Raw genomic sequence first — 12,563 nt, forward strand, 5'->3', positions numbered from 1 at the left:
ACTTCAGCCCTGAAGGGTTTAGATGACACCGCGCTGTCTCGCAAACATTGCGATCTGTAGGAGCTGCCGAAGGCTGCGATCGCGGTCTGCAAGGAGAAATGCTTCGCAGCCTTCGGCAGCTCCTACAGAAAATGCTTTCAATCCAGTAGTTCGCATGTTGTTTGATTAAAGCCGATTGACCAGGCTGACTGAGAGTAACCTCAGTTAATCCCCCACTTGTGCAGCGATCCAGTGTTACCCATCCCCATAAAGCCACAGCCTAGGTTTCTGCTTTTGGAGTTACGGTCATATTCACCCTGCAGGCCGTGTATTTGCGTTCAGCTGTATGGGTCCCTAAGTATTGCTGAACGATGTTCGTCAAGCGCTGAAAATAACCCGAGCTGATCATCCGTGCCATACACCGAGATCAACCCAGGATTAAAATTGAATAAGTGACTGCCGAGATCAGTAAGGCGATTGCTTGGTGGGCTCACCCTTTTTCGAACATGAAGGCGGATTCGTCATGCCCATGGTCAGAAGGTTGCCACCGTTAATAATGCAAACGAATTCTTTTTTGTCGTTGGTCTTGAAGTTGGCGTAGGTATTAGTGCCATCGGTACGACGATTGACGAGGGTCAAATCTTCTGGCGCATAACCCAAAGCGCCGGCGCCAATCGATTTGACCTTCTCGTCATCCAGTACGTTGGTTTTGCTGGCAATGACATTGCAGCCTGCCAGACTCGAAACAATAACAAACGACAGCGCGATTTTTTTGAACATAATGTTCCGTCTCCAAAGCGATAACGATAAAAACAGACGATACCCGCTGCCAGTCAGTTAAAAAATAGTACACATGTGCTATGGGAGGGAATAAAGCAATCAAGACGTGCCGAAGAACAGGCCGGGGATTCATGCATAAGAAATCATACGGTCGCACCCCGGCACACTATCAGCTGTTTAGTTATTCAGATCAGTTGGCAAGCCAAGAGTCCACAACATCTGCACCGTACTTGGCTTTCCACTCTTTAAGGGTGCGATGATTGCCCCCTTTCGTTTCAACAACCTCGCCGGTTTCAGGATTCTTGAACACCTTGATCACACGTGCTCTGCGGGTTTTGCGCTCGGCGACAGGCTTGTCAGCCTTGACACGGGGAGCTGCAGCATGGGGATCAAGCACCGCCACCACATTTTTCAGGCTGAATCCGTAATCAGCCAACAGGTTGCGCAATCTTGTTTCGAATTCGATCTCTTTCTTTAGCCCTTCATCGCCTTTCAGCGCATCCAGCTCTTTAAGCTGCTCGGCCAATTTTCTTTCCAGCAAACGAAACTCTGCAAGCTTGGACATTTATAACTCCGTCACGTATTGGAGGTTGAATTGGGCGGGCAAACCGAGGAAAGCCGGTTCACTCGCGGTATAGCGTTAAGCTCTGTGGCAACCGGTTGTACTCAGCCGGGTTTCCTACTGGCTTTTTAAACGAACGGCACTTACCTGGCTGAGCATACTTTCCTTGCTGAACACGAAAGTCATCATCACGGAACTGGCATCAGGGTCGACCATAGCCCGCCCCCGATTATCCCGAACCACAACTCTGTCGGGCAGATTCTCGACAATCGTCCACGTACTGGACGGCGTAAATGCCTGGATGAGCGCCGCCTTGTGGGTATTCAGCGGAAAATATCGCGTGACCACATCGCTGACATCGATTTGCTCAAACCCGACCGGTTTTCTCGACGCGTAAATCTCGTCAAACATGGCGTTCAGGTTTGCCTGCCGATCCCCCGAACTGGCACTCCACTCAGGACTGACTTCGGCACAATCCTGGCTACCGGATTTGCACGTCGCAATCGGGTTCGGTTTACCACAATCCATGGATCGCGCCAGAGCATGCTGCGAGGAGAAAGCCAACAAAATAACTGCAACCGCGGGGTACTTCATTAAGAGGATCCTTGGTAATTCTTGACCTGATATTTACCGGAACATTGTTGACCAGGATTTACAGACAGCCCTCTTCCCGATAATTGCCGTCAACATAAGCCAGCGTATCGCCCGGCCCAGGCTGCCAGCGGACCCTGGCAGTCACTCTGCAAGGTATCCATCCCTCGCGTCGTACAGCACCGTAATAACCTGCACTCTCAAACCACGTGGGCTTGAAGCCTTCCTTGTTGAGTTCGCGAATGAAATCACCCGCAGGCATACCCAGAGGAAAACGGGCGCGCAGACGACTGTCAAACTCCGCAGACGCGCCGTTCCATGAAGTGGGTAATCCATCAGTCAGAAAAGATGGCGAACGCACCGAGTCCCACATCAGAACGATGAAAACTCCAATGACGACCCCTGAACCGTATAGAGCTGCATGTCGAAAAAATCTTCTAACGTTCAGTCCAGGAGCTAGTTCCATGGACAACCCCTTGATGGTTTCTGATCCTGCTCGCCTGTCATGACTCGCGTTTAGTGGTGGACTTCGAAAAGATGTAGCCAATGGCAGCAATTAATTCATTCATGCCAGGCCGTTTTCAATAGCACATGTGTGCTATTTGTTCGTGTGCGCCCTCGGTATACCCTTTCGCAATGCCACTCATGGGCATCGCTGATCTGTTAGTTATCTATGAAGGATGTTTTATGCACCATCGCCTGCTGACTACTCTGGCTCTTGCTGTAAGTGCGATCACTGCTTTCCAGGCTCAGGCGAGTGATGATGACTCCTGCGCACCGACCTGGTCGGTCAACAAGAATCAATTCAGTGTTTGCAGCAATCTCCCTTTTCTCAGCCCCAGTAACGACAGCACCGTCAACTTGCGCCTGTTACTGGCAGACTCCGGCAAACTGCCGCTAACGCCTGCGCCCTTGAGCAAAGATGACATCGCAGAAGGTTATGGTGAGGTGCCTTTCGCCTACTATCGCCTTCAACCCGCGTCTGACACTGAGAATGAAAGTACGACATCTTCGGACACCGCAAAAAGCCAGAGCCTTGATCCATTGCTGACAAGCCTGGGAATCAAGCGCGAGCAGGCGGAGGTTGCCAGCTCGACACTGGTCGACGGTGAAGGCAGTCGTTGCCGAAGCAATAATGAACAGACGGCCGCCAACTTCATTCAGGCGCTGGTCAACACACAGGATTTATCCCCTGCTGAACGCTCTGCGCTGGGCACGAGCCGGTTGCGCATGCTCTCGGCTTGCAGTTGGGAGCGAGAGCAAGTTAAAAACATGTTGCCCGCGGATCTGCAGTCCGCTGCAGGCAAATCTTTCGCGACCTATCTGGAGGCTGCGGGGGATTTTTACAGCGGTCGGTTCCTTGAATCCACGTCTGGCTTTACGTCGCTCGCGAATAATCCCAATCCCTGGCTGAAAGACACATCGCTGTACATGATCGGCCGCAGCGAGTTGAACCTGGCTCAGGAGAAGGCCTTCGAGTACGGCGAATTGAAGCCTGACCGGGTCGATAAAGCGGCAGCTCAACGCGCCGAGGAGGCCTTCGACAAGTACCTTCAAACGCTCCCGAAAGGCACTTATTCCGCCACCGCCAAAGGGCTGCAGCGCCGTATCCACTGGCTGTTACAAGACACCAACAAGCTCGCTGCCGAGTATGAAGCGCTGTTTGCCGACATCGACAAAGTCACTCAAGCCGACAGCGCAGCTTACGATGCGCTGATTCGCGAACTGGATCTGAAGCTGATCACGCCCAACAAAGCGCCTGTCAATTCGCCACTGATCACGGCGGTCAATGACCTGATGTGGATGCGCTTGGGCATATCGAACACGTTGACCGAACCGGCACTGCTTCAGCAGAAAGACATTTTTGCTCAACAGCCCGCACTCTTCAGCTATCTGCAAGCAGCGGTCGCCTTCTACACCGAAAAAAACCCTAATCGCGCGCTGCAATTGTTACCTTCCGAGGTGCCTGACACGCTTGGCTATGTCGCGTTCAGCCAGCAAGTCTTGCGCGGCCTGGCGCTGGAGGCCATCAAGGATGACAAGACCGCACAGCAACTCTGGCTGCAATTGTTGAGCAAGGCCAAATTGCCTTTGCAGCAAGAGCAACTGCAACTCGTGTTGGCGATGAACTATGAGCGCAGCGGTCAGGTAGCCGATGCATTCCGCGCAGACTCGCCGATCAAGAACGAGAAAGTGCGGTATATCCTGCTAGCCAAATCGGCTAATGCAGATCTGCTGCGTCAACAGGTTACTCAGGGGATCAGCAAAACTGAACGCGACACCGCCCTCTTCCTGCTGCTCTATAAACAATTGATGCACGGTCAGTTCGCAGCGTTTGCCAAGGACCTGAAACAACTGCCTGATCAAGTACCTGACACCAAGCTCAGTTACAGCCTGGGCTATCAATATGATCAGGGCCAGTCACTGGCACTGTTCAAATGGAACGGTGAAAAGGCTGAGTCCGGTTACCGCTGCCCGAGCATCGCCGAGATTGCGGCGGTACTGGAGAAAGACGCACGTGACGACCAGGGTTTGATTTGCATGGGTGAGTTCATGCTGCGTAACCATCTGGACGACTCGCCACTGAATGAAAAGCTGACTGATGGCGTGCTGGGCAGCGGTCCCTCGAGTTTCCCGGGCGAGTCGTTCTCACGGCATAACGCTTACGTAACGGTCATCAACAATCCAAAGGCCAGTCACACAGACGTCGCTTATGCGCTTTACCGCGGGATTAATTGCTACGGCCCGGCGGGTATCAATAGCTGTGGCGGAGAGGATGTAGAACCCAAAGTCCGTAAATTCTGGTTCCAGGACCTCAAGAAGGAATTTGCTGATACCCGTTGGGCCAAATCCCAACAGTATTACTGGTAAATGCGCACCCTGTTATGGCTGACCCTGGTCAGCCTGCTGCAAGTTGCTACGGCATCTGCCGCAGTCAAGGCAGACGACTATGATGCGTTCTGGCTATGGGGAGGCGTGTCATCGCAAGACGTGCTCGCCAAGGCCCAAACACTGTATGTGCTGCAAGGACAAATCAGCAGTTCACGCAGTGAGCGCCATCAACGGGTGAATTTTGTCGCGCAGGGCATGCCAGTCTCCAGGCTGCCTCAGGAAGAGCTCTGGATTGTTTATCGTGCACATACCCTGCGTTGGCCGGACTCTGTCTACACGCAGTTGCTCGGACAGCTCAATCGATGGCAGCAGGCTGGTAACAACGTTGTCGGCATACAGGTCGACTTTGACGCCCGTACACGATATCTCGGCGAGTACGTGGAATTTCTGCGCGATCTACGACAGCGCCTGCCCAAAAACTATCGGCTCAGTATCACTGGCCTGATGGACTGGAGCAGTAACGCGGACACTTCAGTCATCGGCGAGCTCAAAGGCGTGATCGATGAGGTAGTGGTTCAAACGTATCAGGGCAGGCACAGCATTCCAGACTACAAAGCCTATCTGCCGCGACTGAGTCGCCTGGGGCTGCCTTTCAAAGTAGGACTGATTCAGGGCGGTGAGTGGAATGCGCCCGGTTATCTGGAGCGTAGTCCTGGTTTTTTGGGGTATGTGGTGTTTCTGCAAAACCCTCAGTGAGCACACTTACATTGCCAGATCAGGGGCGACATCGTATGCAAAGCCACATCCATCCATCCTTGAAACGCCTGGCACTGGACTGTAGTGAGTGGGTTGAACGCGCCAGGCTTGAAAGAAAACACGAGAATTTCACAGCCGCTGTCCAGGGCTACCTCGATACCGCTGGCCCACTTCACGCCAAGGCGGGACTGCATCTGGACAGCCTGGCTCATTACTATGATGTGGCCAGCTGTGACGCATTTCTTCGCGGCGACAGGCCAATGCTCAGCCGTACGCTTCAACGCGCAGCCTCCTTGAGGACACTGATGCTGCGTTGGGACGGCATGTACAGCCATATGCGTCAGGATCTGGGGAACTGGCCTAGAGAGTTTAAATACGGAATGAGGGCTGCCAGTCCGGCGATGTTTTCCTGGTGGGATCACGCCGAGATCTGTGCCCGTTTATTTATCGAAATGGCCGAGAAAGATCAGCGCATTAACACGATGCGTGAGATGCGCAGAATAAAACGCGGCACGAGCGACGCTTTCTTGATTGGTCTGTTTTCCCAGGCGTTCAACATCGAAACGGATTTCATTGCTCCAGAGCCGCTTGTACCCGGTTACCGGGCGCTGCTGGAGCACTGGCAAAGCGAAGATCAAGCCACCTTCACCACCGTCATGCAAGAGGCGGCAGACTTTCATATCAGCCGGAGCAAAGAAAATACAGACCGGAAAAGATATGAGTTTGACGCCACGCTGGATCGCTGCTTCCCCGCCGAGCTGCTTGCCGTTCAGGCCCTGCGTCGTCGAAAAGGTCTCCCCGATTTTACCGTGGGCCACCTCCTCATCGACACGCCCTGGAGTTTCGTGCAGGAGATGAAATCGGTGGAGCGCTATGCATTGGTTGATGCCGTGGAGGCCAGATTGATTCAGGACTATCCGGAATTTCGTTGAGGTCATACGCCACGAACGACGGACCTGATTAGCAGGCCATTGCAGAAGCAAAGGAAACAATCCATTGACGATACTGACTGTTGCAAGCAGTGCCTCGAAGCGCTGGAGAAATCATATGCTTCATCTGGCCTATATTTTCACAGCATCGGCGTTCCTCTGGCAGCCGCTGGGCGCACTTGCCGCGCCGACAGCACCCGCGCCTCCCTATCCTGTTCAGACGACGGATGATATTGAAAACCTGCTCAATCTTGATGAGCGCAAAATCATTCAGGAAGGCTTGATCTGGAGCGGGGTTTATACTGGCGGGATCGATGGCAACTTTGAAAAGGACACGCGTGACGCTATTGCGGTAATCCAGAAACAGTACCAACAACCCGAAACGGGTCGGCTGAGTACTAAAATAGCCGCGCGTCTTTACCAGTTAGCCCAACACTCAAGAAATAAATTCGGCTGGGAAACCTATATCGACCCGAGGACGGGCGTGACGCTTTCCTACCCGGAGATATTACTCGCAGCATCCCCCGACCCACGCACCGGAGCGATGGGCTTCGTCTCCGACGACAAGAAAATAGTGCTTCAGATGGTCAATCAGGTTGGGGTCCAATTTGACGCTATTGACGCCCTTTATAAGCAAACGACTGAAAACTCGAAGTCAAACATCACTTATAAGCAAAAGAACGAGAACATGTTTGTCAGCGCCGGGGAGCGTGGTGCTGTTAAGCACTACAGCCGTTACGAGCAACGAGGGGATGAGATTCGTGGTTATGACTTGGTATGGTTCCACGAGCGTGATACAGAGATGAAAATTCTATCCCCCTTGATTGCCAACAGTTTCGCGTTCGGCACGCTCGGGACATCAGACCCCTTTCTTAAACCTCACGGGATAAAGTTTCCTCATTACCCGTATCTGGGGGGGCTTTCTCGGGAAATAAAAAAACAAACCGCCGGCACCAAGGCTTCACCCCTCGAACAGCAAGCCCCGGTGGAAGCGACTCCCGACGGGCTTGGGCCGCGCTTTTCGTATTCTTACGAGGAGTTCACAAGTGGGAAAGCTGTAGACGCCTATCGCGTGGCACGCAAGTCTGACTTGCTGAGAAGCAACATCGCAATCACCGCGCTGGATGGGATGTTCATGACACAGCATCCTTTGCGTTATATCGCCAGACCTTGTCGCGTGGACGCGGATTACAACCCAGACGAATCTGCAGTTTTCCTGTGTTATGAGATGGTCGACTACCTTCTCCGCCAGGCTAACTCCCTCTATGTCAATGAGGATCCGGCATTCCGGCTTCAATACATCAAGGCCAGGCTGCAGCTTATTCTGCTGCATGCGACAGGCCATGCACTTATTGACCTGCTGAAACTGCCACCCCCTATGAACGTCGAAGAAGCTGTTGATCAACTGGTCGCCACCCTGATCCTGCTGGGTATGAAAAATGAGGACGATCCTGAAGAACTCACGCACATGCTGGCAATGAACGCGGCCGGATTCAAAGCCGATCCGTCAGTGCAGCCGGCTTACACCCGCGACTATTTTTCCGAAAAACACGCCTGGAATGAGGAACGTTATTCCAACGTGCTGTGCATGATTTATGGCAGCAACCCAAAGAAGTTCGCATCGATTATCGATCAGAGGCTGCTTCCGGAATCCAGAGCAGCAAGTTGCAGAGAGGATGCACCGAGGAAATATGACGCGTGGGTGGACTTCCTGTCGCCATACTTCGCGCCGCGTAATCAGAAAACCATTAATGATTCCGCCGAACCCCGCATGATTCAATAGCACACGTGTGCTATGGATAGTCGTCATCCAATCAAATACTATTTTTTGATTGGATTTACGCAATTCAATTAGCCTAATTCCGTCAGGATTTGATTAATGACTGCAAGCACACTCAAAACTGTAGCGCCCGTCGCTGTGTTTGTTTTTCTCTCCGCATGCGCAGGTGTACCGCCAAAACCCTCCAATAGTGCTGCGGCTTACGCCCCTACGCAGTGTGGAGGGGTTAAAACCGATACTGTCGCGTTCCTGACCAAAGCTTGCGACAGTCAATTGCAATCCGGTGCCCAGCCTCTGGCCTGCGGTTCTTTGCGTGAAGAGACTGCCAAAGTGATCGCTCAGGCGCAGCAGGAACCCGCTCGCATGACAGCCGCCCAGCGTGGCAATGGTTGCCGCGAAACAGTGATGGATCAGATCAGCGGCGATATGGACAAAGCCATGCAAACGTTGAACAGGTTCCAAGCTGCGCAACTTGATGAACTTATTCCGAAACAGTGCGCTCGTGTTGACTTCAGAAAGCTCGATGCACTCGGCAAACAGTGTGAAGGGCAACTGGCCGAGCCGGGAAAGATGAGTACGAAAACCGCGTGCGCAAACCTGTCGAAAGAACTCGATGTGATGGGTCCCATGCTTGACAAGGCAAAGGCACAAAACGATCGGGATCCAGAAGCGTGCAGTAACTCCGTCAAGATGATAAACGCCCACTTCGGCAAGGCTTTGAAGCCTGCGATGGAGTACGACTCCCGCAAATTTGATGAGAACCCGACATGGTGATTCGTGCGCTCAAACCTTTATTGCTTTCGAGCATAACGTTGATCAGTGCCTGCGCCTCTGTTCCAGAGCTGATGGCACGCTCCGCGTGGGAAGGCCGCAACGTACAGGATGCTTATAAAAAGTGGGGTGGACCCCATCAGATGGACCAGACTCCTGATGGCGTGTTTACCCTCGTCTGGTTTGAATCACACTGGGAAACCGATACGGTCTACAAAGGCAGCAGTGAGAACGTGAGTGGTGGTGTTCGAAACATCACCAATTATTACGCCGACGAAACGACAAATGTGGACTGCAAGATCACGCTCTACGTGGCTCCAGATCAAACCATCCTTAAAGCTGATTCCGAGGGCGGTTGCGGACGACACATGACGCCACCCGACAAGTGAATTGCCGCCGCTCTTGTTGCGCTGCGTAGCGGCCTTGCAACGATTGCTTTTCCGTCTTGCGGATCCAGGGAATTTAAGCGCCGGGCTGAGTACACTCTTGAATGTCGATAGCGTTGAAGAACTTAGAGCAGGATCGGCGTGTCTGGCTGCAGCCCCCCCCGTTTAAAAGGGGAACTGGCGCCCGCTTAAATTTAACTGCACATCAGTCCCTGGACCTTATGGGGTTGGGTAGATGCCTGGCCGGAGGCACACTGAGCATGTCCGAATCTTTGATGCCTTTGAAACAACGCTCGTCAAAGTTAGTTGTTAGCACACTCGCTATCGCGACACCTATAGTACGGATGTGCTATTGGAATTTTATCGTTTCCCCGTAAATTGCTAATAACCAACCTCTGCTATTTCTGCCGACAGCGTGATTTCGCGGCCGACATTAGAAGCCGTCGACAGTGCAGCAATTAAGGATAACTACGGAGTATGGCTACTGCATCCGTCTGGATAACAACACCTCGTAAAGCCTCAGCAGGCTTCATGGTGTCACTTGTACTTCTGGTACTGCCCGCCGGCGTCCATGCCAGCGGGCAACTGCCGCCGAGTACGCTCGAAGACCGCACGTTGCCCAGCGCTGCCGCCTGCCGTGCTTTCCTTGAGGCGACCTGGCGAATCGATCAGCAGAAAGCCGATCCGCAGCCTTTGCCCGGTGATAACGGATCGAGGCAGACGTTGATCTACTCCAACGGTGTGGTTGCCATTGATGACAAACACCTGACTTATGACGTTGAGGAAGGCTGGCAATTCCGACGGCTGCTGCGCGATATAAATATGAGTAGCATACGAACTTCCTACAGTTACGAAAGGCGAAGTTACAGGTGCGATGACGCTCATCTGACGGGCACGAGTATCAAAGGCTACGCACTGGAAGGCTATGAAGCCCTGCCTGAGAACTGAACTGAACGATGACGAACTTACTTAATCTGGCGAGCGCACTTCAGGGGCTATTCCATTGATGATAGGGACCTTAGAAACACGCTCCTCGACGAGCTGGAAAAATCGAATGCTGCACGTGGCATTCATCACGACCGTTGCAGCTTTGGGCTGGCAGCCTGCAAGTGTGTTCGCGGGTGTCGCCGCCCCCGCTAACCCCTACGCCACCCAGAATGCCGACAACACCGAAGGCTCGCTCAATTACGATGAGCGAAAGCTGATCCAGGAAGGCTTGGTCTGGGGCGGTTTTTACAACGGCTGGATCGATGGTCAGTTCGGCAAAGGCACCCGGGACGCCATTGCAACTGTTCAGCAGCAATACAAGCAACCTGGCACCGGCATGCTCAATGCCGACCTCGCCGTGCATCTGGGTGGTATGGCGCTGAATAACCGCACGAAGTATGGCTGGACGACTATCACCGAGCCCAAATCCGGCGTGACGCTGGCCTACCCTTCAAAGTTGCTCACCAGGACCACTAACCCGGAACCCAACTTCGTCAATATTGACTCCGAAGACAGAAGTGTTTCGATCCAGCTATTACGTATTGATAGGGTCAAACCCGACGCCATCGACACGTTGTATAACGACCTGACCGGCAACGGTAAATCCACCGTGACTTACTCGTTCAGAAAAGGCAGCTTGTTCATCATCGCGGGTGATCGCGGCACCGGCAAATACTACAGCCGCTATGAACAGCGTGGTGGCGAAGTCCGTGGTTATGATCTGGTCTGGAGCGGCAGCCGGGATGCAGAAATGCAGGCGATCTCGGTATTGATTTCAAACAGCTTCGAGCCCTTCGATACCCCTCGCCAAAACAGAGAGCCTGACTATTCCTACCTTGTCGGGCTGGCTCAGGCTGCGAAAAACGAGTCCGGCGGCAACCCGCCTCAGAACAACGCCAATACGCAACCACCCGCACAGCAACCTGTGCAACAACAACAACAACAACAACAACAACAACAACCCGCACAGCAGCAACCTGCCGCACAGAACGCGCAAAAAACCGATGTCTCGGACGGTAAGGGCACGCGGTTCTCCTATACGTATCAGGCGCCTCGTGATGCACGGCTGGAAGAAGCCTATCGTTTCACACGCAAGGCAGACCTGCTGGTCGGTAACGTAGAAATTGACGCCATGGACGGCATGTTCATGATGCCTCGCCCTCTGCACTATGTGGCCATGGAGTGCGGGATGGTCAATGCGTTCTACAGCCCGAAAGACTCGGCGGTATTCCTCTGCTATGAGATGGTTAACTACCTGCTGCGTCAGGCCGATGAACTGAATACGAACAACGACCCGGATTTTCCAACCGATTACGTGAAGTCCAACCTGCGGTTTATTCTGCTGCATGAAACCGGGCATGCGTTTATCGACTTGTTGAACCTGCCTTCTACCGGCCGGGAAGAAGATGCAGTCGATCAAATGGCGGCGACCATGATCCTGATGCATGTAAACCGTGATGAAACCCCAGAGCAGCTCACCCGGGTATTGTCGATGACCGCGACCTGGTTCAAAAACAATGCCTCACTGCAAAATGGCAATGCACTCCACGATGCATTCTCGGACGAGCACTCCCTGAACGAACAGCGGTATTACAACTTGCTCTGCATGGTGTATGGCCGTAATCCACAGGAATACGCCTCAATTGTTGATCGAGGGCTGCTTCCAAAGTCGAGAGCTGCGCGTTGCCCTCAGGAAACCAGCAAAATCGTCTCTTCCTGGGCCCGGTTACTGCTGCCGCACTTCGCGCCGCGTTATCAGAAAGACGCCAACGACTCAATCAATCGCCAGGATGCGCAGAGCCGGTAGTGATTTTTCAGCTACCGGTCCCGAGACTTTTACCCGTGGGATTCTATGTTTCCCTGCAAACACAAATCCGTGGGAGCGAATTCATTCGCGAAGGGGCCGGTACATCCGATGTAGCGGTATCGTCAGGAATACCGCCTTCCCGAATGAATTCGGTCCCACAGGATTTGCATAAGCTTGAGATGCTACCAACCTGCGGGAGCTGAGCTTGCTCGCGATGAACGACGACGCGGTATGGCCATAAAACCGAGTCGCCAGTATCGCGGGCAAGCCCTAATGCCAGTCAGTTAAGGAATTGACTTGTCCGTCCACCGAGAATAAAAAACGGGCTCCGTCGATCAGAGCCCGCTCCATGCCCCTTCAGAGCACTTTTCAAGAGATCATCAAACTCAATCCTGTTTCTTTT

At 53.1% G+C, this 12,563-nt stretch carries 12 protein-coding genes; 8 read left to right on the forward strand and 4 right to left on the reverse strand.

Annotated features, from left to right (window positions below; all coding sequences use genetic code 11):
- Positions 1 to 444: 444 nt before the first annotated feature.
- The 4 genes from RX972_RS03045 to RX972_RS03060 form a co-directional block, all read right to left on the reverse strand.
- On the reverse strand, positions 445 to 759 hold the full coding sequence (locus tag RX972_RS03045) for a hypothetical protein (RefSeq protein ID WP_122395320.1): 315 nt from the start codon (positions 757 to 759) through the stop codon (positions 445 to 447).
- A gap of 190 nt (positions 760 to 949) precedes the next feature.
- Complete coding sequence (locus tag RX972_RS03050; RefSeq protein ID WP_027899953.1) at positions 950 to 1,324, reverse strand: histone-like nucleoid-structuring protein, MvaT/MvaU family; 375 nt, start codon at positions 1,322 to 1,324, stop codon at positions 950 to 952.
- Positions 1,325 to 1,438: 114 nt separating this feature from the next.
- On the reverse strand, positions 1,439 to 1,915 hold the full coding sequence (locus RX972_RS03055; RefSeq protein WP_316872522.1) for a DUF6393 family protein: 477 nt from the start codon (positions 1,913 to 1,915) through the stop codon (positions 1,439 to 1,441).
- 58 nt (positions 1,916 to 1,973) lie between these two features.
- A complete protein-coding gene (locus RX972_RS03060; RefSeq protein WP_152525143.1) occupies positions 1,974 to 2,273 on the reverse strand; it encodes a hypothetical protein in 300 nt (99 codons plus the stop codon).
- Between the two features lie 326 nt (positions 2,274 to 2,599).
- On the opposite strand from RX972_RS03060, the gene RX972_RS03065 reads away from it, so the two are divergent.
- From RX972_RS03065 to RX972_RS03100, 8 genes are all read left to right on the forward strand, one after another.
- On the forward strand, positions 2,600 to 4,783 hold the full coding sequence (locus RX972_RS03065) for an outer membrane assembly lipoprotein YfiO (protein WP_316872523.1): 2,184 nt from the start codon (positions 2,600 to 2,602) through the stop codon (positions 4,781 to 4,783).
- Positions 4,784 to 5,500: a DUF3142 domain-containing protein gene (locus RX972_RS03070; protein WP_316872524.1), complete on the forward strand. Its 717-nt coding sequence runs from the start codon at positions 4,784 to 4,786 to the stop codon at positions 5,498 to 5,500.
- Between the two features lie 35 nt (positions 5,501 to 5,535).
- Complete coding sequence (locus tag RX972_RS03075; protein WP_316872525.1) at positions 5,536 to 6,432, forward strand: hypothetical protein; 897 nt, start codon at positions 5,536 to 5,538, stop codon at positions 6,430 to 6,432.
- A gap of 115 nt (positions 6,433 to 6,547) precedes the next feature.
- A complete protein-coding gene (locus RX972_RS03080; RefSeq protein ID WP_316872526.1) occupies positions 6,548 to 8,212 on the forward strand; it encodes a DUF4344 domain-containing metallopeptidase in 1,665 nt (554 codons plus the stop codon).
- 96 nt (positions 8,213 to 8,308) lie between these two features.
- Positions 8,309 to 8,983: a hypothetical protein gene (locus RX972_RS03085; RefSeq protein ID WP_316872527.1), complete on the forward strand. Its 675-nt coding sequence runs from the start codon at positions 8,309 to 8,311 to the stop codon at positions 8,981 to 8,983.
- A complete protein-coding gene (locus RX972_RS03090; RefSeq protein WP_027899961.1) occupies positions 8,977 to 9,369 on the forward strand; it encodes a hypothetical protein in 393 nt (130 codons plus the stop codon). Before RX972_RS03085 ends, RX972_RS03090 begins: the two co-directional genes overlap by 7 nt.
- 474 nt (positions 9,370 to 9,843) lie before the next feature.
- Positions 9,844 to 10,314: a hypothetical protein gene (locus RX972_RS03095; RefSeq protein ID WP_316872528.1), complete on the forward strand. Its 471-nt coding sequence runs from the start codon at positions 9,844 to 9,846 to the stop codon at positions 10,312 to 10,314.
- Between the two features lie 106 nt (positions 10,315 to 10,420).
- A complete protein-coding gene (locus tag RX972_RS03100) occupies positions 10,421 to 12,160 on the forward strand; it encodes a DUF4344 domain-containing metallopeptidase (RefSeq protein ID WP_316872529.1) in 1,740 nt (579 codons plus the stop codon).
- The last annotated feature ends 403 nt before the right edge of the window (positions 12,161 to 12,563 follow it).

This window comes from Pseudomonas syringae group sp. J309-1 (assembly GCF_032582135.1).
GTDB lineage: Bacteria > Pseudomonadota > Gammaproteobacteria > Pseudomonadales > Pseudomonadaceae > Aquipseudomonas > Aquipseudomonas quasicaspiana.